A 25,294-nucleotide genomic window follows, 5' to 3' on the forward strand; every position below is an offset into this window, starting at 1 on the left:
GATTAAAACCCAAATGAAAAAGTATTCGGCTCTTTATTTTTCAGTAGGCTTGGTGGTCATCCTAGCCCTGATTATTCTTGTTTTTGGAATATTCTTCTTAAACGAGAAGGACCCTCGCGAAACCTTTAACACCTATTATCTGCGGTTTACCCAGGTGAGTACCCTGGTGCTCGATGACCCCGTCAAGGTAAACGGTGTGAAGCTCGGTAAGGTGGAATCGATCGATTTGGCCGGCCACCGCGTGGTGGTGACCATTAGACTCCGCACCGACGTGAAAATCCCCAAGGATTCCGAAATTCGCGTGCAGAACATCGGTATCATGGGCGAACGCCAGATTGGTATGATTCTGGGTGATTCGACGAGCTACTTTGCCCCGGGCGATACCATTACAGGCCAGTTCGATGCCGGTATCGCCGAAGCTCTTGGTCTTGTGGGTGAAGTCTGCGACTCGACGAAGGTGCTGCTGGAATCGGTCAAGCAGGCTTTGAACCAGACGATTGTGAACCCGGAATTCCAGGAACGCTTCAAGACTTTGCTCGTGAAGGCAGAAAAGCTGGAAGACCGCGTGCTTGTGATGCTGAATACGGCTGACCCGCAGCTTAGGAAGAGCCTTGAAGGCTTGAACCAGGTGACGGTCAAGGTGAATAACTTGATTGATGGCGTGAAACCGCCGATCGACAACATGTTCGCGAACACCGAAAAGGTGATGGGCAACGCCGACAAGTTGCTGGGCGAACTGGAAAAAGTGACAACTCATTTGGATGAACTCGTCGTGAAGGTCCAGAAGAAGATTGAATCCAAGGACAACACGGTGGGTATCTTGCTGAACGACCGCACCCTGCATGACGACCTGGTCAAGACCGTTCATTCGGCGGATAGCTTGGTTCGCATTATTTTACAAGATGGTCTAGACATCAACGTGGATTTTTTCTGAGGAAAACAATGATCGAAAAAGCATTGGTGGTAACAAACAAGTTGGGGATACACGCAAGGCCCGCCGGAATGATAGTCGATATCACCGGCCAAGCCAAGAGCGATATATCCATCGTGTTCGAGGGATCGAAGGCGAATGCCAAGAGCATCTTGAATGTGATGATGCTTGCTATTCCTGCAGGTTCCGAAGTCAAATTCGAAATTGATGGCGAAGACGAAGAACAGGTCGCGTCTCAGTTGGAAAGTCTGTTTAATGACCACTTCAACGAAGAACCCTGTTAAGAAGCCGGAACACGTCCGTACTGTTATGACGGGCGTTCCTGCATCCCCGGGCTTTGCCATGGGATGTGTTTTTCCGGTCACGAACCGGAAGATTTCGGTGGTGGAGGAGACTCTCCCCGAGAGCCGACTTGCGGACGAAGAACAGCTTTTCTTGAAGGCGGTCCACAAGACGGTCAAGGAAGTTTCACAGATCAAGGAACTTTCTGAAAGTCGCACCGGGATGAAGGACAGCCTAATCTTTGCGACTCACCTGATGATTTTACAGGACCCCACTTTGATCAACGGGGTAATCGACAAGGTCCGCAAGGAACACAAGAATGCCCGCTGGTCGGTGCATGTGGTCTTGGGTGCCTACATCGACAAGTTCGAACAGATTGACTCGCCGGCCATGCGCGACAAGGCGGCCGACCTGAGGGACGTGTACAACCGCTTGATGGCGGCCATGGAAGATTCCGGACCGGTGCTCGAGGACGTGGCTACCGAAGACGGAGTGGTGCTTGTCGGGCACGAACTTTTACCGAGCCTTTTGATGTCGATCAAGCCCGGCCAGGTGGCGGGGCTTGCGATGGATACCGGTGGCCGCACGAGCCACGTGGCCATTTTGGCTCGCTCGCTCCAGATACCGTTGGTGTCTGGCCTTAGAAATTTTGCGGCCCAGGTCAAGACCGGCGATACGGTGATTGTCGACGGCTCGAGCGGCCAGGTTATTATCAATCCGAACCAGGATGACGTCAAGGATTTCCACGAAAGGCAAGAAGTCTTCGAAAGGCAGCGCCGTGAATTGTTCACGATGCGCCAGCTGGAGCCGATGACCCGCGACGGCAAGTACATTACCCTGCACGCCAACATTGAACTTCCGTCGGAATCGGAAAAGGTGACCGACTTCGGTGCGACGGGAATCGGCCTGTACCGTTCTGAATTTTTGTTCTTGCGAAACGACGCTCCCACTCAGGATGAACAGCGCGACGCGTACCGCTACATTCTTGAAACCATGTACCCCTGCCCGGTGACGATCCGTACTCTGGATGCCGGCGGCGACAAGCTGGTGAGTGGCATTACGGCAGTGAACGAATCGAACCCGTTTATGGGTTGGCGTTCCATTCGCGTGTGCTTGGACCGCGAAGATATTTTCTGTACGCAACTCAAGGCCTTGCTCCTTGCCAACACCAAGGAAAACTTGCGGCTGTTGTTACCCATGATTTCTGGCATGGGAGAATTCCGTCGCGCCAAGGCATGCATTGTCAAGTGTCGAAAGGAACTGGAAGCGGCCGGCAAGAAAGTCGCGAAGGTGAAAATCGGCGTGATGATTGAAGTGCCTGCTGCCGTGATGATTGTCGACAAGCTCGCCAAAGAAGTGGACTTCTTTAGCATCGGTACGAACGACCTTGTACAATTTACGCTTGCCGTGGACCGTACGAACGAATTGATTACGGACATGTTCCAGCCTCACCATCCGGCAGTGCTCAGCATGATTTACCAGACGGTTCAGGCGGCACACCGCGAAGGAATCCCTGTGGCGGTTTGTGGTGAAATGAGTGCGGACCCGTTGAGCGTGCTGTTGCTGGTTGGCCTTGGAGTTGACGAACTCTCGATGACTCCGTGGAGCGTGATGTCCACAAAGAAGATTATTCGCTCGATCAACTTCGAAGATGTGCGCGATTCTGCGCTGACGGTGTTGCAGATGGATGATGCGGAAAGCGTGAACTCCTTTATGCGTGGCAAGTATGCCCAGACGATTCGCGACTTGGGCATCTCCAGCTTTGTGGGTCAGGTGGACAGCAGTAAGAAATAGACGGAATGAGCCTATCGCAGAATCGGTTTGCGGTAACGCTCCCTGCTTGAAGGACCGAAGGTCCTTGCGGCAGACTTTAGGAGAAAATATGTGTAGGATTGTTTTGTTGGTTGTGTTTTTAGGCGTGTGCGTGTTCGCTGGCTCTACGTCTGTGGCGCCGAGTCCGCTACCATCGCAAGCGACTGATAGCTTGATTGCGTCGATGCCGTTTACGCCCCCGAATCCGTACGAGTCCCTGGAACAGATTCCGCCCTCGCAGTTCCAGGATGTGGTGGTGCGCTACGACCGCCTGAAGGCTTTGAGCGAAGACAAGGCACAGCCCAAGAACGTCCGCGACTTTGCACGTGCGGCCCAGTTCTTTTACAAGGAACGGTGGGACAGCGCCTACTTCGCTTACGATTCCCTGCGTGGTCGCGATGCCCTGTTGGATGGCTCCGTGATTTTGAGAATGGCCAAGTGCCTGTTCAAGCTGCGTGACTACAAGAATATGCGCGTGGTGCTGGGACTGTACAAGAATCTGGACCAGGATGCTTCTTTTGACCGCGTTGCATCCAGGTTACGCATTGAGGCGGCGATGGCTGACTCTACGTTGAGTGACCGCGCCCATGCGGATTCGTTGAAGGTTTTCGTGGAAAAGTACCCGAAGTCCGACGATGCGGCGGCTTTGCGTTATCGCTATGCCCAGTATCTGGAACAGTTCAAGCAGATGAAAGAGGCAAAGCGAATTTACCTGAGACTCCTGACGAGTGCCTCTAACTACAAGGATTCCGCTTTCGCTGCCATCCGTAGGCTGCGCAAGGTGCGTGGCGCTCCCGAGACTTTGGAAGAAAAGGTGGCTTATGCCAGGATGGCTTGCGCCAAAGATAATGCCAACGAATGCCTGACTCTGTTGGATTCCATTCGCATTCTGGATTCGGTGCTTGTCTCGCTTTCGCCGGAGGCGGCGCTCCCGCCGCCCGAAGATTCGCTGCAGAAAAAGCTTGCGCCGAGCTCCTTGGATATGGGAACCCGTATTGCCTTGTGGGAAAAGCGCGCAGTGACATTGCGCACGCTCAAGCGCGATGATGAATCCATTAAGCAGTTCAAGTTCCTGCTGGATTCTGTAGAAGCGCGCCCCTTGTGGATGCAGTCGATTCTGCGCCTGTACCGCAATAACGCCGCCCGTTACGAAAAGGAAATCCGCAAGATGGATGCCGCCTTGCAAGATGCAAACCAGTTCAGCAAGGAAAACGCCAACAACTTGTGGGTGAAGGGCTTCGAATACGAACAGAAGGAACAGTACGATAGCGCCATTGTCTGCTACAGGACTCTTTCGCACAAACGCTTTAAGAATAATATCAAGCGCCAGTGGGCCAAGTTCCGTATTGGCTTTGTGTACTTCAAACAGGAAAAGTGGAATGAAGCGATTCCGGCGCTGATTGAGGCGACCAAGGAGCCGTTCCTGTGGAGCGGAAGCGGCGCCCGCATGTTCCTGGGCGATGCCTACATGAAAATCGGAAAGGACTCCTTGGCCCGTGAAGCTTACCTCGACTGTATTCGCGATTTCCCGCTGGCCTACTATGCTCACCGCAGCCGCATGAAGTTGGTGGAATACAAGCTGATGGATGAAAAGGATGTACCGTATGCACACGGCGTGCGCATGGCTCCGGAACAGACGCTTGCCTGGGTGCGTGCCTCGCAGAAGGTGGGCAAGCCCGATACGACTTACAATCCGGAACGTTACAACCGCATTCGCACGCTGTTCCAGTACGGCTTTAGCGATCAAGCCTTTGCCCTTTACGACGAAGCCCGCAAGAAGAACGCGAAACGTCTGGATTTCTTGTACGAATACGGCAAACTCTTCTACGAAATGGGCGAAACCGCTGCCGGGTATCGCCTCGCTCGCCAGTTCCAGAACAATATCGATCGACGCCGCCTGATGGCGCCGCCCATCGACGTGCTGCATTACCTGTTCCCTGTTCCGTATATGGACCAGGTCAAGTTCCATTCGGGTGACCGCATCGATCCGTTCTTTGTATACAGCGTGATGCGCCAGGAATCGATTTTCAATTTTGAAATCATGTCGCCGGCTGGTGCCTGCGGACTCTTGCAGATTATGCCTGCAACGGGCAAGATGCTTGCCGAAAAAGAAAGCATCCCGAATTTCGAGCCGCGTCAGCTGTTTAATGCCTACATGAACATTCGCCTGGGTATCCGCTACTTGGTGGACTTGAAGGCCGAATATAACGACGACTACATGTATGTGCTGGGTAACTACAATGCAGGTCCCAAGCCCACCAAGCGCTGGCAGGCGGCTGGTGAAGGCAAGTCCTGGGATGTGCGCGCCGAAGACATTAGCTACTGGGAAACCCGCGACTACGTAAAGCGCGTCATGGGGAATTATTGGATTTACCAGGAAATCTATGATGGGTTATAGAACTTAGAGCTTAGAACTTAGATTTTAGAACAACCGTTCTATATACGTATGGAATCGAATTATAAGAAATTGATTGTTTGGCAAAAGGCTATGTCTTTGACTACGAATGTTTATGGCCTTGTAAAAAAATTGCCTAGGGAAGAAAATTACGCATTGTCAGATCAGATGAGGCGGGCTGTTGTTTCTATACCATCTAATATTGCTGAAGGCTGTGGTCGTTATAATCAAAATGAAAAATCTTTTTTCATGAGAGTTGCCAGAGGTTCAGCAACAGAGTTGGAAACTCAACTTTTGATTTGTAAAAATCTTGGTTATTTAAATGATGAAGATGTTCAAACCTCTATAGTAGCTTTAAATGAAATTATTAAGATGTTGCATGGATTAGAAAAACCTACTTCTAGAAAATTTCTAAGTTCTACCAACTAAGTTCTACCAACTGCTATGCTCTTTCTTCTCCTTACAATAGGACCGGCGTTCCTTTTTGCTTGCGGGAACATTCTCGAGAAATCGGGCGTGTCTGCGGTGGGCAAGCGCACGGGCGGTACTTCGAAGCCTTGGGAATTTTTCAAGGGTGTTGTCACCAACAAGTTCTGGTGGCTTGGCATTTGCTGTTCGGGACTTGCCACGCTCGGCTACTACATTGCCATGGCCCGCTATGACTTGAGCCAGGTGCAGCCCATGATGGTCCTGAATCCGGTGCTTACCGCCCTCATGGGCTTTTGCATTTTGAAAGAGGCTTTGACCAAGCGCATTGTGATCGCGATTTGCTTTGTGGTGGCTGGCCTGTTGTACTCTGTCGAAAACCTGGGCGGATCGACGGCGGTCCAGAATGTCGGAATGCTGTGGGCATACGCCGGCGGGCTGAGTGCCGTGACGTTGCTGGCGCATTTGTGGGTCAAGGATCGCGAAATGGTCGACTCCTTGATTATGGGTGTGGGTTTTGGACTTTCGGCAGCATTCTATAAGAGTCTCGCGATGGATTTTGACTTGGACCATATCGAACTTTCTTCGATTGCGAACTTGCTTTTGGATTTTAGGACGCTCGGCTACATTGCGACGTATGGCATAGCCTTCTTGTATTCGCAGGTATCGTTCTCCCGCGGTCGCGCGCTGTTCATTATTCCGTTCAGCGCGGCCGTTGGCGCTGCGGTGCCGACTTTGGCCGGCGTGCTCGTATTTTCGGAAACGTTCCCGATGGGCAAGGTGATTTCGGTGACCCTTGTGTTGATTGGTGCATGCCTGTTCATTGTGCGCCGCCCTAGAAGAAAGATTAAACAACAACTTTAAGAATATCTTACTATTCGCCGATTGTAGGCGATTTAATATATATTCAATACATGGTGTGTTGGCGTTTTTTCTCGTCTTTAGTTCGTAAGGCCGGAGGGTCGTTCTCTTGCATATTGTTGCTGTCGTTTTTGATGTTCTCGGCATGTTCCGATGATTCGTCGAGTTCTTCCAAGTCTGAACAGGATGTTCCTGCAAATGATTCTACGGCTGCCGATAGTGTAACGCTCCGGTTTGTGGGTGGCCCGGTCATGTTTACCGAGATTGACCCGATCAATATCGTTTATGAGGACCACGAGGGTGGTGATGCCGGCTGGGTAGAACTTTTCAATACCTCGGCCGATACGGTAGATTTGTCGGGCCTGTATTTGACCGATTCGAAAACGGAACCGTTCAAGTGGAAATTCGGGAATGTGAAAATGGCACCAAATGCGTTTCTGCTGGTGTTCATGTCGGGCAAGAATTACCCTGATTACGTATTGCCGCATGATTCGCTTGACATGATTGGACCTGGTTGCTGGACATGGACTGATTCCCAAAGCGACCCGCCGGGTTATAGCTATGCGGATCCCTTGCCTGGTCAGAAAAAGAACTGCTTTAAGGAAAATGGTGAAAGTCGTTTTGGAGCCGTGATGCGATTGGGCGAGAACGAGGAGCTTGGCTGGTCTTCGATTGCAGTGTTCGTGGGCACTGGAAGTTCCGACAAGGACGATGTGCTCGACATTTCGGCGGCGAATGAAATCCTGATGCAGGCTTACATTACCAAGAATCGCAAGGTGTCTTTCAGGCTCACGCAGCCCGATATCGATGACTGGAAGGGCTATGAAATGGTGCTTACGGGAACCGGTGATTCTTCGACGGTTTACCGTATGCCACTCCCGACAGGGACAACGTTCCCGGACCTCAAGAATATTTACGGCACGCGCATGAGCCCCGAGGCGAACGAGTCTCAAGAAGTGACTGTCAAGGTTTTCAGCTACATTGCCCGTAACCGTGGGCATGAACCGCATGCGGGCTTCAAGATTTCTGAGTCGGGAGGGAGCCTGTATTTGCTGAATGCGGATACGGCGATTGTGGATTCTGTGGCGTACCCCGAAATGCCTGTCGGAAAAACCTGGAATTTCGGGACGCTTGCCGACGGCACGCAGGGCTTTGGCTTTGGCGAAGCTTCGCCCTATGGCCTTGCGGCGCAACCGGTGGTGCAGTCGCGTTCGCCGGCGGTCGATACTTTGACAGAAATTCCGTCATCAGGTTTTTATGCGGAGCCTTTTGTGATTGCCTTGCCTGAGGGCGCGAATGTGCGTTGCGAAAAGGGCGGCCTTGCGCCTACGGCAGATTCTCCGGAGACGGTTTCGCTGGCGGTGGATTCATCGACGACGATTCGCTGTGCCTCTTTTGAGGCGGGAAAACTCCCTGGCGAAGAAATGGTGCGCACTTATGTCTTGGGCGAAAGACATTCCTTGCCGGTGGTGCTCTTGACAGCGGATCCGAATTCGCTTTTTGATCCGGATTCGGGTATCTACATGGAAGGAAATTTCGCGCAGAGCAAGGCTCCGCATTATGGTGCGAATTACTGGCTCGACAAGGAAATCCCCGTGACGGTGGAATTCTTGGAACCGGGCGTGAATGCGCCGGCGTTCGTGAAACGTGCGGGTCTCAAGATTTTTGGAAATTACAGCCGCCAGAACGACAAGAAATCGGTCGCGATCACCTTCCGCGAAAAGTATGGCGACAAGCGCTTGCGTTATTGCCTGTTCCCGGAATTTCCGGAGCTGGACAAGTTCAAGGTTTTCATTTTGCGTAATAACGGAAGCAATTTCGGTAACGATTACATTCGCGACCGCCTGGCAAGTTCGATTAGCGAAGGCCTGGGTGTGGATTACCAGCGCGGGCGATTTGCGGTGGTGTACTATAACGGTGAATACTATGGCATCCATAGCATTCGCGAACGCTCGACGGAATACTATTTTGAAACGCATTACGGGTTGAATCCGGACAATATCGACCTGCTCAAGGCGGACAATTCCGTGTCGGCAGGCTCCGCCGTCGATTACGTGGCGCTGATGGAGTGGCTTGAATTGAACAGCCTCGAAAATGAAACGAATTATGCGTATATATCGTCGCAAATAGACGTTGACAATTTCATGAATTACATGCAGACCGAAATGTATGCGAATAACCGCGACTGGCCCGGCAACAATCTGAAAAAATGGCGCAGCGGCAATCCGAAAACGAAATGGAAATGGTTCCTGTACGACATGGATTTCGGAATGGGTAACGGCTATAGCGAATACACGAACAATATCTTTGAATTCGCCGCGGCAGAAGACGGGCCTTCTTGGCCAAACGGCCCCGAGTATACGTTCCTGTTCCGGAGCCTGCTTGAAAATCCCGGGTTCCGTACGGCGTTCGTAAACCGCATGGCGGTGCTGTTGAACATGAATTTCTCGAGTGCGCGCGTGCTGGCCCGTATCGAAAGCATGATGTCCGAAATCGAATCGGAAATTCCGCGCGATCAAAAACGCTGGCGTTTGAATGCTTCGAGAATGGACCGAGAGCTTGAAGATATCAAGAGCTTTGCGAAGGATCGCCCGGAGGTCGTGTACGATGAACTGCGCGAATACTTTGAACTGGGTCGCCCGATTGCGTTGTCACTTTCGGTAAGCGGACCGGGTATCATAAAAGTCCATGGACTGAAAATAGATTCGTACCCGCTGGCGGTGAATTTCTTTGAAGGACTCCCCGTGACACTCGAAGCCGAGCCAACCGTCGGTGGCGTTTGGGCGGGTTGGAACGATGGTGTAATGGAGCAGGTGCGTTCGGTCAATCCGGGTGAAATCGATGCCCTGACCGCGGTATTTAAGTAAAGTTGCGGTCTGTGTGAGCAACAAGCACCTCGTATTATAGCGAACACCCCGTGAACGGAAAGTTCTAATATAAACCTTACGAGTGTGCACAACGGTGCCTTCTTTAGTTATAATCAAGGTCAGGAATTGCGTAATTTTCTAAATTTGGGCACATTATGAGTTACAATACCAAGATTCTTTGCATTGGCGCGGGCTATGTCGGTGGCCCCACTATGACTGTTATCGCCGACAAGTGCCCCGATGTGAAAGTGACTGTGGTCGATATCAACCAGGCCCGTATTGATGCCTGGAATAGCGACAACCTCCCGATTTTTGAACCCGGCCTTGATGACGTGGTGAAGCGTGCCCGTGGCCGTAACCTCTTCTTTAGCACAGATATCCCCTCTGCTATCAAGGAAGCGGACATTATCTTTGTCTCTGTGAATACCCCGACCAAGACGTTTGGCCATGGTGCCGGCAAGGCTTCTGACTTGCAGTACTGGGAAAAGACGGCTCGCAACATCCTGGAAATTGCCGATGAAGGCAAGATTATCGTGGAAAAGTCCACGCTCCCGGTGCGTACCGCTGCCGCCATGGAACGAATCTTGAACTCTAACGACAAGGGCCTGCACTTTGAAGTGCTCAGCAACCCGGAATTTCTGGCCGAAGGTACCGCCATTAACGACCTTTTTGAACCGGACCGCGTGCTGATCGGTAGCCACCAGACGGAATCGGGCCTTGCCGCCTGCCAGAAGCTGGTAGACGTTTATGCCCACTGGGTGCCGCGCGATCGAATCCTCACGACGAATCTTTGGAGTTCCGAACTCACGAAATTGACCGCTAACGCCTTCCTGGCGCAGCGCATCAGTTCTATTAACTCGATTAGCGCCCTTTGCGAAAAGACCGGCGCCGACGTGGACGAAGTTGCCTACGTGATGGGTAAGGACCGCCGTATCGGTCCCAAGTTCCTCAAGGCCTCTATCGGCTTTGGCGGTTCTTGCTTCAAGAAAGATATTTTGAACCTCGTGTACCTGTGCGGCTACTATGGACTGCCCGAAGTGGCTGCCTACTGGGAATCGGTGGTGAAAATCAATGAATGGCAGACCCACCGTGTGGTGGACCGCATGCTCGAGACCATGTTCAACACGATTGCAAGCAAGAAAATTGCCGTGTTCGGTTTCGCCTTCAAGGCAAATACCGGCGACACTCGCGAAAGCCCTGCAAACCTTGTTGTGCGCGACTTGCTCGCCGAACATGCACTGCCGGTCGTTACCGATCCGAAGGCTATCCCTGATGCCAAGCGCGATTTGAAGGACGTGCTTGATCAGGTACAGTTCGAGGAGGATCCGTACAAGGCCGCCGAAGGCGCTCACGCTGTGGTAGTCTGCACGGAATGGAAGTGCTTTGCAGAACTCGACTGGAACCGCATTTACAAGGGCATGGCCAAGCCTGCCTTCGTATTCGACGGCCGCAATATCTTGGATGCCGAAGCGCTCCGTAAGATCGGTTTCGAAGTGTCTAGCATTGGTAAGGGGAAAGCGGAGTAAAGAAAATGGGACTCGATTCAAAAACTGGGCAACCAGTGCCTCTTTCGAAGGCGCAGGTGCCTATTTTGAAAATCTTTAAGGAAATAAAACCGGTTCTCGAGGCAAATTCTATACCATATTATCTGTTGGGCGGGACCTTGCTTGGCGCTGTCCGTCATAAGGGCTTTATTCCTTGGGATGACGATATCGATATCGGTATCGTCCGAGAAGATTACGAACGTTTTTTGAGACTTGTTCCGAAGATTCTTCCGAAACATCTGGAATTGCGCTCTTATCGCGACAAGTCCGACCACCATTATTATTTCTCGAGAATTGTGGATACCCGCTACGAGATGAACCGTAACGGGAGCCTGGTCTCGAGAAAGGAAAACCTCTGGGTCGACATTTTCCCGCTGGATGGCATGCCGAACAATTGGTTTGTGCGCAAGATCCACATGCTGAAACTGTTGTGGTTGCGCCTGCGTTACCATGTCGCCTGCTTTGACAAGGTCAACCTGAACCGCCCGAACCGACCGTTGTCCGAACGAATCGTGATCGCACTTGTCAAGGATTTGGGCGTTAGCGGCCATAAGAACTACAAGAAGTGGTTAATCAAGTTGGATTTAGTGCTTCGCCGCTATAAGGTGCAGGATTCGAACTGGATCGTGAACTTTATGGGGCAGTACAAGTTCAAGGAAATGTTCCCGAAGTCCTACTACGGCAAGGGCAAGCTTTATCAGTTCGAAGACATGCAACTGATGGGCCCCGAAGATGCCGACAAGGTTCTTACGCAAATGTACGGTGACTACATGAAGGAACCGGAAGACTGCGACAAGAACGTGCATGACGCTCAACTTGTTGAGCAACAGGCGTATTGATGGACGAGTCCCTGCGCGCATTGCAACTGAAGGAACTTGACTTGCTGAAATATTTCCAGCAAGTTTGCAAAGATAATCATATTGAATACTATGCCTTGGGCGGGACATTGCTTGGTGCGGTTCGCCATAAGGGCTTTATTCCTTGGGATGACGATATCGATGTCGGTATTCCGCGCCCGGATTACGAACGCCTTTGCAAGATTTTGGAAGGCCTGCCGGAATCGAGCAATATCAAGTTCCGCTCGTACAAGAATTCCGAAGACTGCATCCGTTATTTTGGACATATTGAAGATACGACCTTCAAGGTTGTACGTCATGACAAACTGAAGGCGGAAGAAACTTTCGCCTGGATAGACTTGTTCCCGCTGGACGCCATGCCGAACAACGGTTTGTTGCGTAAGCTGAAAGTTTATCAGGTCCTGCTGTTGCGAGCCATGTATCGTTTTTCTTGCTTTGACCGCCTAGTCGATGTGAACAAGAAAGGGCGCCCGCTGCACGAACGAATTTTAGTGTGGATTGGTCTGCATACGCCGATCCAGAAATTATTTGATACCAAGAAATGCCTTGCCCGCTTGGAACGCGCACTGACGGCGACTCCGTACGAAAAGTCGGATTATCTGGTGAATGCCATGGGCGCCTACAAGTTCCGCGAGATGTTCCATAAGAAGTATTACGGCAAGGGCAAAATGTATCCGTTCGAGGATACCGAAATTTGTGGCCCCGAAGATTATGACTTTGTCTGTACGCAACTTTATGGCGACTACATGACGCCGCCGAAGGTTGATGACCGCAATCATCACGCTCTGCAGACGGTAAGCGATGACGCCTAAAGTCAGTATTGTCATTCCGGTCTATAATTCCGCAAAATATTTGCGTGAATGTATCGATAGCGTGCTTGCTCAGTCTTTTTCGGATTGGGAAGTGGTGGCAGTCGATGACGGAAGCCCGGATGAATCACCTGCGATTCTCGATGAATATGCAGCGAAAGATTCCCGCATCAAGGTGATTCACAAAGCGAACGGCGGCGTGTCGGCGGCCCGCAACGACGGCCTTGCCGCGGCTTGCGGCGAATACGTGCTGTTCGTAGATTCAGACGACTGGCTGAGTGCAGATGCGCTGCAGGTGTTGCTCGAGGCGACTTCGGACGGTGCGGTGGATGTCGCTATTGCAGATCACTGGATTTGGAAAGAGAAGGGTTCCGAAAGCGTGCATCGCTTTTTTGCAAAGGAATTCTCGACGGATTCAAGAACGACAATCCAGGGTGTGCAGCGCATGGTCTTGTACAAAGGCTATTCGCCGTTCCCTTCGCCAAGTTGTAGCTATATGTTTTCGGCGCTGTGGTCTAAGCTGATTCGTCGAACGCTGCTTGTCGATAACGGAATCCGTTTTTCGGGTGCGTTAAAGCTGTACGAAGACGGCTTGGTGGCCTTGCAGGTTTTTGAGCATGCCAAAACGGTTGCCTATAAGCAGGTGCCCGTTTACCATTACCGCATTTTGAACGATTCGCTTTGCCATGTCAACGAACAGAGGCTTGTAATGGATTGCGCCAATATTGTTCGCGAAATCGAGACCTTTATTTGCGCGAGCGGAAATGATGTGGCTTTGCGTGACGCCTTTATGGCCCGCGTTCTTTTCTTGACGAAGAAAATGGCTTTGCGCAGTTTCTTCTGCAAGGGGGCGGAAGGTTCGTTCCTTGGCCGCTACAAGGCCTTCAAGGAAGTTTTGGCCGCGGAACCGTATTGCACTGCCGTAAAGAATTCCGCCAGGTTGAAACTCTGCGGTAACGAAACAACCTACGGTAAATTGGTTGGCCGAGGACTGTTCCTTGCAACTGCCTTGATGTATGAATTGCGGACTAGAATCCGTCGCTAGGCTTTTTCGGCGTCCTGGTCGTTTTCTTCTTCCGTTTCGTCTTCGTCGCTGACTTCGGTGTCGTTGTCGTAGGCGATTTGCTTGTACTGGGCGATGTAGCCCAATTGCAGGCCTGTAAACAGGAATATGAACGAAGAGCTGTTCCCGATGGTGCCCGAGAGCGTGAGAAATAGGGTCCCGCTTGTCATGAGGGCGAATCCGCCGCTAATTTGCTGAAGTTTTTCTCTGTAGCGGAACAGCAGTACGCACATCCATAACAGCAGAAGGTAGTAGGAGACCAGGCCGAAAAATCCTCTGTCGATGAGCAACGAGAATATGATGGATTCCAGACCTCCCAAATCTCGGCCGCTGCTGTCGGAGGCGCGAGTTTCTTCGGCGAAGATGACGTGGGAGGTATACTTGTTTCCGTTACCGAAAATCGGTGAGTTGTAGATGGCGGCGACGGAGTATAGTAGCTGTCTTTCTCTGAAATCAAGCGAAGACCCGCCGTGTTCCGTATTGGTCTGGAAATTCTGGAGGAAAATCGCGAGAATGGCTGTCGATGCAAAAAGGGTAAAACCTGCGATTAAAATTTTCAGGAACGGATTGAACTTGAAATAGATGTAAAGGCCGACGCCAAGGGCGGCGCACAGCATTGCCGTTCTGGAACCGCAAAGGAACAGGTTCAATGCAAGCAGGGCGAGTACAAGGACGATCTTTTTGTGTTCCGGGCCCTCTTTCTTGAAATAGGGCGCATAGAACAGGAACAGACTCATGAGTAACGTGCCAAAAGCCGTGGGGTGCTTTGTGGTAAAGCACGACCTGAAACGCCAACTTTCGGTGAAACTGACCGTAGCGTCGAGATTGCGGCTGCCTTCGTAGTAGGGGAAGGCGGAATTAACGATTTTGTAAGGGTAGTTGTCGCCCAAAAGAATTTCGGCGATTCCAAAAAGGCAGATGATAATGACGAAGGGAATCAGTTTCTGGGCGAGCGCATAAACGCTTTCCTTGCGGCCGCAAATGTAGGCGGCGTAAATGTAGCCAAAACCGTCGATGACATCGCGTATGCCGTAATACATGTCCTTGGAGGCGATGCCGGAATTGTATATGGCGGTGAAGACGTAGCTTATGATGCTGATGCCAATCGGAACAAGCAGGGCTCCGCTGAAGAGGCTCTTGTTGAAATTTTCCCTGTCCTTGAAAAATTCAATGAAGAAGAACGCATATAAGAAAATATGCTGCGGCGAAATGGAGGGATTTTTAATAAAGAGAGCTGTTGTCGGGAACAAGACCGTTCCCATGACCAACGTCACGAATCTGCCTTGGGTGTCCGTCAAGAACATGTAGGCCAGGAGCCCAAAGAAGAATAACAGGACAACAATGCTCATTTTTTCAAATATACTAATTCTTGCTACCCAGTTCAATTCGAATGGTGACTGGGGAGTGGTCGGAGGGGTAACGAAGTTTTTCGCCGTCGCGATAGGTCTCGTTCAGAATCTCGTAACGGTAAACTTTGATGGGCGGAGATACAAAAATATGGTCGAAAGTCCAGCTGCTTGACCTTTGCGGGTCAAAGTAGTTGAAGCTGCCGTTCGGGGCGCTTGCGGAATCGGCGGCGTTTCTGGAATCTTTCATGACATGCATATCCAAATTCTGGTAGGACTTGGAGCCTGCGGTAAAATTCAGGTCGCCGGCAAAAATGAAGGCGGTATTCCCGGCCATGGAAAAAATTTTCCGGTTCATGAGCTTTGCGCTTTCGGCCTGGGCGTCTTTGCCGTGGTAGTCAAAGTGGACGTTGAAAATATACAGGGAATCTTGATTGAATTTGAGTTTTGCCCAAGTGCAGTAGCGGGCGTGCTTGGAATCCCAGCTCTTGCTTTTCTTTTCGGGAGTCTTCGACAAGTAGAATCGCCCGAAGTCGGCGACGGTGAACATTCCCTTGCGTACGACGATGGGGTTGTACTCCATGGTGTCCGAAAGGATGATTTCGTATTCGGGCAAAAGTTCCATCAACTGCTTCAGGCGATAGGGGCTTCCTTCCTGAAGGCCTACGATGTCGAATTGGTGAGAATGGATCACGTCTGCGATTGGTCCCTTGCGCTTTTCCCAGGCGTCGCCTTTTTCTACGTCCTTGGGGTCTTCCCAGCGAATGTTCCATGTTGCGTAACGCAATTCCTCTCCGAAAGAAAGGGAATGGAAACACGGCAAAAAGACAAGAAGAATGGCGAGGAGTCTTGTCATTTGTGGATGAACAGCCCGCAGATTTTGTCAATGACTCGATAAACCGGTTTCAGGCGTTTGTACATGAACACGATCGCCCTGTAGAAAGCCGTCCTCTGGACTTTTACAGAGACGAGGTCTGCGTTTACGTCTTGCACGGAACTGAATGCGATTTTGGGATTTGCCAAGATGGCGTCCAGTTTTTCGTGAGTCTTTTCGAGGACGCTTCTCTGGACATCCTTGTTTGCGAGATCAAAGCAAGTGAGGCCGAAGCTTGCATAGTAATGCATGATTTTTGCGTTGTAAAGGTACTTGAGGAACGACGATCTTCGCGTTGCCTGGCAATTCCAGATGCCGCTCATTTCTTTCACGATGCCGCCCAGGCGGGCGTTGACTTCGTTGAGTGCCGTCTGGTCGTAAACGACGGCGTATTTTTCAAGAGTCTCTTTCCAGAGCGAGTGCCATTCGTCAAAGAACTTTTGGGCCTCGGGCGATTTTTTGACCCAGATGACTCCGCTGTTGAAATGCAAGTCCTGGTATCCGGCGCTCCAGTGCAGAGGCCTGGAACGTTTCTCGTAGAAATTCTGGTAGCTGCCTTCGGAAATTTTCTGGTGACGGTCAAGAACCATTCCGATAGACATGTCTTCGCTGAAGTCGGGTTTCAACTCTTCGCATACAAGAGTGTCGCCATCGATAAAGAGAAAGTTTTCGTCGATGTAGTGGTACATCGTGGTCTTCAAGAACCGGGAACGGTCTCGGTTGTTGTAACTTTCAGGAACCTGAATTTCGCGAATTTCAACACCGAGCTTTTCGTGGAATTTCCTTTTGCCAGTAAATGTTGCCGCCGTGCCCTGGTCAACGATAATCACGACCTCCGCGTCTTTATTGTGCGCAAGCAGGCTGGACGCGCTTATCATGGTCTGTTCATAATAAGTGTCTTTTTCATTGCTGACGAGAACGTAGACGAACGTCATGGGAAACCTCTTTCGAAAGGGCTACTTGACGAGCCTGAAAAGTCTCTTGAAAAATTTGATCTTGTGTCTTATTATTCGCAAATTGCCGATAAATATGGAAAAATCAGACCAACTTTTGCTTTGCTTGAAATGTAGAAAAGATCTGCGTACGTGCCTGTATTGCTGGTCTGTAAAGTCGGGATAGATGCCGAAACTGTTGGCGAAATCTTCTTGTTCCAGCAAAGATAAGATGTCCCTGCGAGTCATGTTCTTTTTAAATGTCTTGGCCGTCCAACTGTCGTTGATTATAGATTTGCGATGGTCCGCAGCCACCAACGACGAACATCGAACCTTACCTTTACAAAAACAAAGGAGCGAAATTAAAACGTCTCCGTTGGTGTAATCCATTGCAAAGTATTTTTTCTCTAAATCGGCGTCCATTTTTTGAACGATATTTCTATACATGCGGGTACAGGTTTGACCAAACATGATTCCCTCTTCAAGATCATGAATGGAATAATCCCTGTCTTCCATATTGGTGTATGTGTCGAACCATTTTCGCCATATGGGATTATCCTGAGTCATGGCGTTCCCATTGTCATCAACGATTCGCACATTGTGGCCAATGGCAAAATAGTCATCATGACTTTCGAGAAAATCGGCCTGCATTTGCAACTTGTGCGGGTTAGTCCAGTAGTCATCGCCTTCACAAGTGGCAACATATTTGCCTTTCAAAGGAGCGTTGGATGCTCGGGTAAGGGAACCATCTCGCTTGCTGTATTGATTTTCCGTTTGGTAAACGGGCTTTACGATAAGCGGATATTTCTTTTCATATTCCCGAAGAATGTCTGCTGTCTTATCTGTAGAAGCGTCATCATGAACAATCACTTCAAACGGAAAATCGGTTTCCTGCATTAGGAACCCATCTAAAGTTTGTGCAATGTATTTCTCTTGATTGAAGGCCAAACATTTTATGGATACCAGTGGATGTTCGGTATCCATACTTTTCCATTTTACGGTAATTTCTTCTTGAGTTTTATTCAGCATGGCTTTAAGAAGATGTCTATTTGATCAGTGTGTTTATTTTTTCAAGTCTGTTTAGCGCGGAATTCAATGTTTCGTCTTTCTTTGCAAAGTGCAGACGGATGAGATGATGAACGTTTTCTTTGAAAAAACAGGATGCCGGCACGGCTCCGACACCGATTTTTTGAGCAAGATCCACGCAGAACTCAACATCGCTTTTGTAACCGAATTTACTTATGTCTGCTAGCACGAAATAAGCGCCTTGAGGGTCGGTGAATGCTATTCCCAAATCTTTGAGGCCTTGCGTGAAAAGATTTTTCATGTGGGTGTAATGTTGCTGAAGCCCGATATAGTAATCGTCGCCAAAGTTCAAGCCGACAACGGTGGCTTCCATAAGTGGCGCTGCCGCACCGACGGTCAAGAAGTCGTGGACTTTCTTGACTCTGTCAATGATGCGTTCACTTGAAATGACGTAGCCGAGACGCCAGCCCGTAATGGAGAAGGTCTTTGAGAGGGAAGAGCAGACAAGAGTCCTTTCTTCCATGCCCTTCAGGGTAGACATGTGCTTATGCTTGTGCGGGGCGTAGATGATGTGTTCGTAGACTTCGTCGGTAATGACGTAGATGTCATATTTGATGGCAATGTCGGCGATAACTTGGAGTTCCTGTTCCGTGAAAACCTTGCCGCTCGGGTTCGATGGGTTGCAAATGAGGATTGCCTTTACGCCTTCGGTGCTGATGGCTTTTTCAAGTGCATCCACGTCGAACTTGAAGTCGGGCGGGATCAGGGGTACATAGATGGGCTCTGTACCGCAGAGAATGGTATCTGCGATGTAGTTCTCAAAGAAGGGGGAGAACAGCACGACCTTGTCGCCTGGGTTTGTCACGGCCATCATGGCTGCCACCATGGCCTCTGTACTGCCGCAGGTGACTACGACGTTTTTCATGGGGTCGATATACTGTCCGGTAAAATGGCTCTGCTTTTTTGCTAGGGCTTCCCTGAAGTTCGGAGCACCCCAAGTGACTGCGTATTGGTGGGGGCCTTCGTCGGCGACCGTTTTCAAACGGTCGGTAATTTCTTTAGGCGGATCAAAGTCTGGAAACCCCTGGGAAAGGTTTATTGCCCCGCAGTCCAAGGAAATGCGGGTCATTTGGCGAATCATCGAATCGCTGAATCGTGATGTTCTAACACTTAAATCTTTCATAAACCTGATGTTGTTTATAGTTCTAATCCGAATTTCTCTTTATATAGTTGCTTGTAGGGGATATCTGGAAAGAATTCTATGGAATGCCAGTTTCCGCGTTTTTCCACAGGCGGGAATTCCATGTAGTTGCCGTAGTAGATGGTCATCAGTTCATGATAACCTGTGGGTACGCGAATGGAAATGGATTCGAAGGGAATGTCCTTGTAGGAATCGAAAATACTTTTAGGGAATATGTTCTTGGAGGGCGCGAATATCGTGGTGACGATGGTTGACCAGTAGCCGGTTTCCGTATCGTTGTCGGCCGTAGCTTCCTTGTTGATTTCGTTCCACACGTCAATCGGTTTCATGTTCGGGTCAAGGAATTCCTTAATCTTTTTCAAGTCGTTTTCACTTTTTTCGGGAAAGTCCTTGCGCATGTAAGCGGAATTCTTGAGAATCAATTTTTCGATTTTCTGCATGCGGGGTGCGATATCTTCCATGGTGGCGTTGTCCAGTGGGAAGATGTCGATGTAGATGCCCTGATTAAACTTTGCATGGGTGAATGGCTTTACCACCACGGATGTGTTGGAGTTGCGCAAACGCATGAAAGAGTAGCCGTATTCAGGATCCGTGACTGTCGATTGCAAAAAATAGGGACTTTTGAATTCGCTTGCCAACTGGTGCAGCTTTTCGTAGTCTTCACGAGGAACGCAAATGTCGAGGTCGTCATCCCAGGGGATGAACCCTTTGTGGCGAACACCGCCCAGCGTTGTTCCGCCATCGGTGAAATAGCGCAGGTTGAACTTGTTCAGAACCCGGGTCACTTCGCGATACAAGTCCATTTCGATGGCCCAGACTTTTTTCATCTCGGCAGATACCAGATATTCGTCTCGGATTTCTTCGTTCCAGAAGTTTTCCGGGAGCCAACCTTCTTGCTTGATTCTTTCAATTTCAGTCATTTGAAGTTCCGGTTGTGAATGCTTTTAAAAAGTCGTTAGAATTTGTCAGCAACAAAAAGCCCGCCGGCCATCGGTTCGCTTGCGGTTCCGTCGTCGTGCATTGCGGTCGTGATGTAGAGTTTGTCGCCGGCGATACATACGGAGGTGACGTTGAGGGCAGGGATTGCGAGTTCCCCGACTTTTTGTCCTTCCTGGTTGTACTTCTCGATGCGTGAACCACCCCAAATGGCAACGTAGAGGTTGCCTTGGTCGTCGATATCCATGCCGTCGGGGACGCCTGCTCCTTCTATGGATACGATGTATTTGTCGAAGGTGGCGTTTCCGTTTTCGTCATAGAGGTAACGGCCCACTTTGCGCGTCGGGGTGTCAATGAAGAACATGTAGTTCTTGTAAAATCCGATGCCGTTGGAAATGCTGGTGCCGCTTACCAGAACCTTGGCGGTGTGCCCGTCATGGCTGTAGAGCGCGTTCTGCTTTTCCTTGAAACACTTGTAGCCGGTCGTTCCCAAGAGGAGTCTGCCTTTCGGATCCCATTTTCCGTCGTTGTAGCGAATTTGCGGATCGCTAATCAGATGGTAGAGGAATGTTTCTTTGCCTGTAGAAATATTCAGGCGAAATACGCCCTCGTAAGCGGCGTAGATAATATGGTCGTTACCACCGAAAACGGCGAAACCAACTTGTCCGCGGGTCTTGAATGTCTTTACAGTTTGCTCGTCCGGATTAATGAGAAATAGGCGTTCCTGCTCAATAGAAACGCACAGAATCAGGTTTAAGTCCTTGCTGAAGGAGGGACCTTCGAGCAGTGTTGATTGCGCGTAAAATACAAGCTTTGGAAAGTTGTCGGCTGCCATGATTAATCTTCGAACATGTCGATGCGCACTTTGTGCTTGCCGCCCATGAAGTCGGTTGCAAGATAGATGTCTGTAATTTGCTTGCAGAGGTCAAAATTGATAATGCGTGCGCCCATGCAGAGAACGTTTGCATCGTTGTGGAGCCTGGTGAATTCGGCTGATTTAGTGTCTCCGCAAACAGCTGCGCGGATGCCCTTCTGCTTGTTTGCCATCATGCTCATGCCGATTCCGGTACCGCAGATGAGAATGCCTGTATCGACTCGTCCGCTTGTGACTTCTTCGCAAACTTTCTTGGCGTAGATGGGGTAATCGACGGCGTCTGTGGTATCAGTGCCAACGTTTACAATTTCATAGCCTTTGGATTCTAAATATTGGATAAGGGGCTGCTTGTATTCCACTCCAGCGTGGTCTGCGCCAATTGCAATTTTCTTGATCATATGAATCCTTTGGTTAGGAATTGAACAGCTCTTCGTCACTAAACTTCATCAAAGCCTTACAAAGAGGAATGTCTTCTTTGCGGGTAATCTTGATGTTGTTCGTAAAGCCTTTGGAAAAATAAATGCGTTCACCATAATAGGTGCAAACAAGGTCTGCATAAATAAAATCGTGTTTGTCTTCGGCTTCGGCTTTTTCGTACATGGATCGGATTAACTTGTAGTTGTAAGCTTGCGGGGTCTGTACACGCATAATGGAACTACGATCCAATTCTTTGAGTCCGCTTTTGCCACCGTCTTCGGTAAACAGCACCGTTTCGTAGCAGGGAATAGCGAGAGATGCGTTTCCTTTTTCGTGTGAGACTTTTAACATCTCGTTGATGGCTTGCTGGGGCAGAATGGGGCGGGCTGCATCGTGAATAATTACCTGGTCTCCATCTTCCAGTTTGTCCTTCAAAAAGAAAATGCCATTGCGGGAAGAATCGTGACCGGTCGCGCCACCTTCAACAATCCATTTTACCTTGGGAATTTTGAATTCATCTAAAATTTCTTTAAGGTGTTCAATCCAGTCCTTTATGCAAACGACGAGAATTTCATCGATGTTCTCGTTCCGCTGGAAATTTTCCAACGTGTAAACAATGACTGGCTTGTCCATCAAAGAGAGAAATTGCTTGGGCATGGCTCCCCCCATCCGGGTTCCGGAACCACCTGCCAGAATAATTGCTACATGCTTCATTGAAAATCCTGTTCTCGCTATTGAATTAGGCTACGTCAATGTCCACAAGTTCTTTCATGAACATTTCCATATATTTTTTGTCCCAGATGGTGACGCGCAGGAATCCGGCGGAATCACCCTTGCCGCAGAAGATAAGTATTCCGCGATTCTTGAGTTCGTCGGTGATGTATTCTGCGGTCTTGTGCTTTGGCGTGATGCAGATAAAGCAGCCTTCGGTTGGAATGAAGGAGTAGTCGGTTTCCTTTAGCGCATTGAGCAGGTAAGCTTTGCCCGCTTCGAATTTGTCGGTGAGTTCTTTCACGACGCGGTCATAGTTCGCAACCATTTCTTCGGCAACAGCAAGTGCTACCGCGTTCACCGTGTAGTGCGGCTTGTAATTGCGGATGTACTGGGCATTCTCTGCGCTCGAAATCACAACACCGATGCGGAGTCCCGGCATCGAAAGCATCTTGGAGAACGTACGGAGAATGACGAGGTTGTCGTATTCCTTTAGGAGCGGAAGCGCCGTTTCTTTGTGGAAAAGATAATAGGCTTCGTCAACGATGACAAGCGCATTGCTTTCCTTGGCCTTGTCGAGCACCTTGCGGATTTCGTCCATGGTGTAGGCGTTGCCGATAGGCATGTTCGGATTCACGAGAGAGACAAGGCTTGTGCTCTCGTTGATTTCGACGAGAAGCTTTTCGATATTGAACGTATAATCTTTTTCGTAGTGTACAAACTTCGTGTTCATGCCTTGCATGTCGGCATAGACTTTGTACATGCCGAATGTCGGGGTGACGCAAATGAGGTCTTTGCCGGGTTCACCAAATACCTTGATAACGTAGCCCATCGCAACGACGCTTCCGTCGGTGAGTGCGATGTTTTCTTCTTTGAGACCGATGACCTTGGCGTATTCAGCTGTGAGCTTGGATTCTTCCGGATAGATGGAAAGATATTCCGGCGTGACTTTTGCCATAGCTTTGTCAAAGAGCCATTGTGGAATTCCGTCCGGATTTTCGTTTTGGTCAAGTCTTACGTATTTACCGCGGCCTTCGGGTTGGTTTGTGCGGAAAAAACTCTTGATAATGGGATTTACGTAGTACATGGTGCTTCCCGTTGAAGGTAGTTTATAAATTCTTTGCTTAAATATAGTTTTTTTACGGCTGGCAGTATGCCTTCCGCCATTGCAAAATAGGGCTGTTTGAAACCCTTGGCGAGTACGCAATGTTCTTACAGCAGGGTAATTATTTTATGCGGGTCGATTTTGAATTTTTCAAGGATTTTCAGAGCGCTCAGAATGCTTTTCTCATCAAGATTTGCAATGATGATCTTGTCAAATTCTGTGTTTGGAATTTCGTCGAAGTCTTTTACGTTTAAACCATGGGCTTGGTAAAAGACGGCGTCCTTGTCGAACCATCCTGTGATGGGGGCTATTTTCTTGGTCGTGTAGATGGAATATATGTTTTGGCCTACGATTCCGCTGTTGAAAATGGCCACACGAGTTGCGGAATCCACATTGAAAAAGCGATTCTGTGAAGGGTCTTTGGTTTCTCCGTAGCGAATAATCCTTAGGCTGTCGATGTAGCGCTCTATTTGTCCCGTCAAATTGTATTCTGAGGGAGTGTCCTTCAAGGAATTTACTAGATAATTATTTAACCAACCGATTTTCTCTTTTTCTTTTTCTAGGGAACCCATGCTTTTCAGCATAGAGAAAGCTTTTTGATAGTAATGGTAGCTAGCGTTATCGCTAATGTAGAGCGAATTAGACTTGAGCAATACGGAATAAACGACGGAGGTGTCTTCGCCAATGGAAATGCGTGGGTCTACTGCCATTTGGCAATCGTAAAGCAATTCTTTTTTGAATAATTTATTCCAAACATAGGAACAGACGCCGAAATAGAAGTAGGGACCTGCGCAAATCATTCTTGGATATACTTCGGCAATCATTCTTTGTTTGTCGTAAAGACCAGAAGGAATTACATTGGCGTGCTCGTCGGATATGTCCCCGATGTCTTTAGAAAAACCAGCCGCTACAATATCAACGTTGTATTTCTGTTGGCAATCGATGAGGTTTTGGATAAAATCTTCTTCAATCCAGTCGTCACCATCGACGTAAGAAATGAACCGGCCCGTTGATCTTTCAAGACCGCTTTTGCGCGCATTGACTAGGCCTCCGTTTTCTTTGTGGATGACCACGATGCGGGCGTCTTTGCAGGCAAATTCGTCGCAGATTGCTCCGCAGTTGTCGGGGGAGCCGTCATCTACAAGAATGACCTCAATGTCTTTGTAGGTTTGTGCTAAAATACTGGAAACGCATTTGCGTAATTCCGCTTCAACATTATAGATGGGAACAATGATGCTTACAGTAGCCATGAGATTAGATCAGTTCTCCACCGTTGACTTTGAATTCGGTGGCTGTTACCATAGAGGATATATCGCTGAGCAAATAGACCATGGCGGGAACAATGTCTGACGCCTCTGTCATTCTGCCCATGGGAATTGCCTTTGCTGCTTCTTTGCGTAGTTCCTGTTCGGACATGCCCTGGGACTTTCGTAAAGCGAGTTCGCCATCGGTGGGCGTCCAGCCCATGACGAGGTAATTGCAGCGAATCTTGTCTTCGGCGTAGTGCTTGCCGATGTGGTTGGATAGTGTGTAGAGGGCTCCCTTGGCGCAGGCGTAAGCGGTACGGTCCTTGTTGCCTCTGGTGTGGTGCGTGGAGCCGACTAAGATAATGGAGCCGCCGCCTGATTTCTGCATAAGCTTTACTGCTTCCTGGCAGCAGAAAAAGGCCGCCTTGATATCAATGTCAAAGACATCGTCAAAAAGGCTTTCGGAACATTCTGTAAGGGATGCGGCTGGAGTGATGCCGGCGTAGTTCACGAAACCGTCTAGTTTGTTGTACTTCTTCGCGACGAAGGCAAAGAGTTCGCGGATGGAACTGACGTTGTGCAAGTCCGTCTTTTTGAATTCGATGGAGCCGGGGGCGTCCTTGGCTGCATTCACAATGCTTGCGGCGCTTGATTCGTCGCGGCCGGAAATGACTACATGTGCACCGTTAGCGGCGCATTGCAGAGCCAGTTGCTTGCCAACGCCTTTTGTGCCGCCCGAAATGGCAATGACTTTTTTGCTCAGTGAAATTTCCATGGT

General features: G+C 49.6%; 23 protein-coding genes. 11 read left to right on the forward strand and 12 right to left on the reverse strand.

What is annotated here, in order from left to right:
- The first annotated feature begins 13 nt into the window (after window positions 1-13).
- The 11 genes from BUC02_RS05000 to BUC02_RS05050 all read left to right on the forward strand — a co-directional run bounded on the left by BUC02_RS05000 (window position 14) and on the right by BUC02_RS05050 (window position 13,829).
- Entirely contained in the window at window positions 14-934 is a 921-nt protein-coding gene (locus tag BUC02_RS05000) for an MlaD family protein (protein WP_073319467.1), read from the forward strand.
- A gap of 8 nt (window positions 935-942) precedes the next feature.
- Window positions 943-1,215, forward strand: a complete 273-nt coding sequence (locus BUC02_RS05005) for an HPr family phosphocarrier protein (protein ID WP_073319470.1) — start codon at window positions 943-945, stop codon at window positions 1,213-1,215.
- Window positions 1,187-3,007, forward strand: coding sequence for a phosphoenolpyruvate--protein phosphotransferase (gene ptsP / locus BUC02_RS05010; RefSeq protein ID WP_073319474.1), 1,821 nt, complete (start codon window positions 1,187-1,189; stop codon window positions 3,005-3,007). The genes BUC02_RS05005 and ptsP overlap by 29 nt, the downstream gene beginning before the upstream one ends.
- An 88-nt stretch (window positions 3,008-3,095) precedes the next feature.
- Entirely contained in the window at window positions 3,096-5,423 is a 2,328-nt protein-coding gene (locus BUC02_RS05015) for a lytic transglycosylase domain-containing protein (RefSeq protein ID WP_083564396.1), read from the forward strand.
- Between the two features lie 48 nt (window positions 5,424-5,471).
- Window positions 5,472-5,849: a four helix bundle protein gene (locus BUC02_RS05020; RefSeq protein WP_073319477.1), complete on the forward strand. Its 378-nt coding sequence runs from the start codon at window positions 5,472-5,474 to the stop codon at window positions 5,847-5,849.
- 15 nt (window positions 5,850-5,864) lie between these two features.
- Window positions 5,865-6,710, forward strand: coding sequence for an EamA family transporter (locus BUC02_RS05025; RefSeq protein WP_073319480.1), 846 nt, complete (start codon window positions 5,865-5,867; stop codon window positions 6,708-6,710).
- Between the two features lie 131 nt (window positions 6,711-6,841).
- On the forward strand, window positions 6,842-9,574 hold the full coding sequence (locus BUC02_RS05030) for a CotH kinase family protein (protein ID WP_254794108.1): 2,733 nt from the start codon (window positions 6,842-6,844) through the stop codon (window positions 9,572-9,574).
- A gap of 155 nt (window positions 9,575-9,729) precedes the next feature.
- Entirely contained in the window at window positions 9,730-11,100 is a 1,371-nt protein-coding gene (locus tag BUC02_RS05035) for a nucleotide sugar dehydrogenase (protein WP_073319485.1), read from the forward strand.
- A gap of 65 nt (window positions 11,101-11,165) precedes the next feature.
- Entirely contained in the window at window positions 11,166-11,957 is a 792-nt protein-coding gene (locus BUC02_RS05040) for a LicD family protein (protein WP_163414918.1), read from the forward strand.
- Window positions 11,957-12,787: a LicD family protein gene (locus BUC02_RS05045; protein WP_073319491.1), complete on the forward strand. Its 831-nt coding sequence runs from the start codon at window positions 11,957-11,959 to the stop codon at window positions 12,785-12,787. The genes BUC02_RS05040 and BUC02_RS05045 overlap by 1 nt, the downstream gene beginning before the upstream one ends.
- Window positions 12,777-13,829, forward strand: coding sequence for a glycosyltransferase family 2 protein (locus tag BUC02_RS05050; RefSeq protein WP_073319494.1), 1,053 nt, complete (start codon window positions 12,777-12,779; stop codon window positions 13,827-13,829). The genes BUC02_RS05045 and BUC02_RS05050 overlap by 11 nt, the downstream gene beginning before the upstream one ends.
- On the opposite strand, the gene BUC02_RS05055 is transcribed toward BUC02_RS05050, so the two are convergent.
- The 12 genes from BUC02_RS05055 to BUC02_RS05110 all read right to left on the reverse strand — a co-directional run bounded on the left by BUC02_RS05055 (window position 13,826) and on the right by BUC02_RS05110 (window position 25,291).
- Entirely contained in the window at window positions 13,826-15,196 is a 1,371-nt protein-coding gene (locus BUC02_RS05055; protein ID WP_073319497.1) for an O-antigen ligase family protein, read from the reverse strand. The two genes, BUC02_RS05050 and BUC02_RS05055, sit on opposite strands and share 4 nt — an antisense overlap.
- Window positions 15,197-15,209: 13 nt before the next feature.
- Window positions 15,210-15,980, reverse strand: a complete 771-nt coding sequence (locus BUC02_RS05060) for an endonuclease/exonuclease/phosphatase family protein (RefSeq protein ID WP_175549804.1) — start codon at window positions 15,978-15,980, stop codon at window positions 15,210-15,212.
- A 65-nt stretch (window positions 15,981-16,045) separates the two neighbouring features.
- A complete protein-coding gene (locus BUC02_RS05065; protein WP_073319504.1) occupies window positions 16,046-17,002 on the reverse strand; it encodes a putative nucleotide-diphospho-sugar transferase in 957 nt (318 codons plus the stop codon).
- Between the two features lie 21 nt (window positions 17,003-17,023).
- Window positions 17,024-18,028 carry a glycosyltransferase family 2 protein gene (locus tag BUC02_RS05070; protein WP_073319507.1) on the reverse strand — a complete coding sequence of 335 codons (1,005 nt, stop codon included), beginning with the start codon at window positions 18,026-18,028 and terminating at the stop codon, window positions 17,024-17,026.
- 16 nt (window positions 18,029-18,044) lie between these two features.
- Window positions 18,045-19,208: a pyridoxal phosphate-dependent aminotransferase gene (locus tag BUC02_RS05075; RefSeq protein WP_073319510.1), complete on the reverse strand. Its 1,164-nt coding sequence runs from the start codon at window positions 19,206-19,208 to the stop codon at window positions 18,045-18,047.
- Between the two features lie 14 nt (window positions 19,209-19,222).
- Window positions 19,223-20,146 carry a LicD family protein gene (locus BUC02_RS05080; protein ID WP_073319512.1) on the reverse strand — a complete coding sequence of 308 codons (924 nt, stop codon included), beginning with the start codon at window positions 20,144-20,146 and terminating at the stop codon, window positions 19,223-19,225.
- A 35-nt stretch (window positions 20,147-20,181) separates the two neighbouring features.
- Window positions 20,182-20,997: an SMP-30/gluconolactonase/LRE family protein gene (locus BUC02_RS05085; RefSeq protein WP_073319514.1), complete on the reverse strand. Its 816-nt coding sequence runs from the start codon at window positions 20,995-20,997 to the stop codon at window positions 20,182-20,184.
- A 2-nt stretch (window positions 20,998-20,999) separates the two neighbouring features.
- Window positions 21,000-21,434, reverse strand: a complete 435-nt coding sequence (gene rpiB / locus BUC02_RS05090; protein WP_073319517.1) for a ribose 5-phosphate isomerase B — start codon at window positions 21,432-21,434, stop codon at window positions 21,000-21,002.
- Window positions 21,435-21,447: 13 nt separating this feature from the next.
- On the reverse strand, window positions 21,448-22,167 hold the full coding sequence (locus BUC02_RS05095; protein WP_073319520.1) for an IspD/TarI family cytidylyltransferase: 720 nt from the start codon (window positions 22,165-22,167) through the stop codon (window positions 21,448-21,450).
- A 25-nt stretch (window positions 22,168-22,192) separates the two neighbouring features.
- Window positions 22,193-23,251, reverse strand: a complete 1,059-nt coding sequence (locus BUC02_RS05100; protein WP_073319523.1) for a pyridoxal phosphate-dependent aminotransferase — start codon at window positions 23,249-23,251, stop codon at window positions 22,193-22,195.
- 125 nt (window positions 23,252-23,376) lie between these two features.
- Entirely contained in the window at window positions 23,377-24,519 is a 1,143-nt protein-coding gene (locus BUC02_RS05105) for a glycosyltransferase family 2 protein (RefSeq protein WP_073319526.1), read from the reverse strand.
- Window positions 24,520-24,523: 4 nt separating this feature from the next.
- On the reverse strand, window positions 24,524-25,291 hold the full coding sequence (locus BUC02_RS05110) for an SDR family NAD(P)-dependent oxidoreductase (RefSeq protein ID WP_073319529.1): 768 nt from the start codon (window positions 25,289-25,291) through the stop codon (window positions 24,524-24,526).
- Window positions 25,292-25,294 lie beyond the last annotated feature (3 nt).

The organism is Fibrobacter sp. UWOV1 (genome assembly GCF_900142495.1).
Taxonomy (GTDB): Bacteria; Fibrobacterota; Fibrobacteria; order Fibrobacterales; family Fibrobacteraceae; genus Fibrobacter.

Excerpts from the sequence above, each read along its gene's own strand:
- BUC02_RS05000 (WP_073319467.1), top strand. The coding sequence starts at position 14 with ATGAAAAAGTATTCGGCTCTTTATTTTTCAGTAGGCTTGGTGGTCATC.
- BUC02_RS05005 (WP_073319470.1), top strand. The coding sequence starts at position 943 with ATGATCGAAAAAGCATTGGTGGTAACAAACAAGTTGGGGATACACGCA.
- ptsP (WP_073319474.1), top strand. The coding sequence starts at position 1,187 with ATGACCACTTCAACGAAGAACCCTGTTAAGAAGCCGGAACACGTCCGT.
- BUC02_RS05015 (WP_083564396.1), top strand. The coding sequence starts at position 3,096 with ATGTGTAGGATTGTTTTGTTGGTTGTGTTTTTAGGCGTGTGCGTGTTC.
- BUC02_RS05020 (WP_073319477.1), top strand. The coding sequence starts at position 5,472 with ATGGAATCGAATTATAAGAAATTGATTGTTTGGCAAAAGGCTATGTCT.
- BUC02_RS05025 (WP_073319480.1), top strand. The coding sequence starts at position 5,865 with ATGCTCTTTCTTCTCCTTACAATAGGACCGGCGTTCCTTTTTGCTTGC.
- BUC02_RS05030 (WP_254794108.1), top strand. The coding sequence starts at position 6,842 with ATGTTCTCGGCATGTTCCGATGATTCGTCGAGTTCTTCCAAGTCTGAA.
- BUC02_RS05035 (WP_073319485.1), top strand. The coding sequence starts at position 9,730 with ATGAGTTACAATACCAAGATTCTTTGCATTGGCGCGGGCTATGTCGGT.
- BUC02_RS05045 (WP_073319491.1), top strand. The coding sequence starts at position 11,957 with ATGGACGAGTCCCTGCGCGCATTGCAACTGAAGGAACTTGACTTGCTG.
- BUC02_RS05050 (WP_073319494.1), top strand. The coding sequence starts at position 12,777 with ATGACGCCTAAAGTCAGTATTGTCATTCCGGTCTATAATTCCGCAAAA.
- BUC02_RS05055 (WP_073319497.1), bottom strand. The coding sequence starts at position 15,196 with ATGAGCATTGTTGTCCTGTTATTCTTCTTTGGGCTCCTGGCCTACATG.
- BUC02_RS05065 (WP_073319504.1), bottom strand. The coding sequence starts at position 17,002 with ATGACGTTCGTCTACGTTCTCGTCAGCAATGAAAAAGACACTTATTAT.
- BUC02_RS05070 (WP_073319507.1), bottom strand. The coding sequence starts at position 18,028 with ATGCTGAATAAAACTCAAGAAGAAATTACCGTAAAATGGAAAAGTATG.
- BUC02_RS05075 (WP_073319510.1), bottom strand. The coding sequence starts at position 19,208 with ATGAAAGATTTAAGTGTTAGAACATCACGATTCAGCGATTCGATGATT.
- BUC02_RS05080 (WP_073319512.1), bottom strand. The coding sequence starts at position 20,146 with ATGACTGAAATTGAAAGAATCAAGCAAGAAGGTTGGCTCCCGGAAAAC.
- BUC02_RS05085 (WP_073319514.1), bottom strand. The coding sequence starts at position 20,997 with ATGGCAGCCGACAACTTTCCAAAGCTTGTATTTTACGCGCAATCAACA.
- rpiB (WP_073319517.1), bottom strand. The coding sequence starts at position 21,434 with ATGATCAAGAAAATTGCAATTGGCGCAGACCACGCTGGAGTGGAATAC.
- BUC02_RS05095 (WP_073319520.1), bottom strand. The coding sequence starts at position 22,167 with ATGAAGCATGTAGCAATTATTCTGGCAGGTGGTTCCGGAACCCGGATG.
- BUC02_RS05100 (WP_073319523.1), bottom strand. The coding sequence starts at position 23,251 with ATGTACTACGTAAATCCCATTATCAAGAGTTTTTTCCGCACAAACCAA.
- BUC02_RS05105 (WP_073319526.1), bottom strand. The coding sequence starts at position 24,519 with ATGGCTACTGTAAGCATCATTGTTCCCATCTATAATGTTGAAGCGGAA.
- BUC02_RS05110 (WP_073319529.1), bottom strand. The coding sequence starts at position 25,291 with ATGGAAATTTCACTGAGCAAAAAAGTCATTGCCATTTCGGGCGGCACA.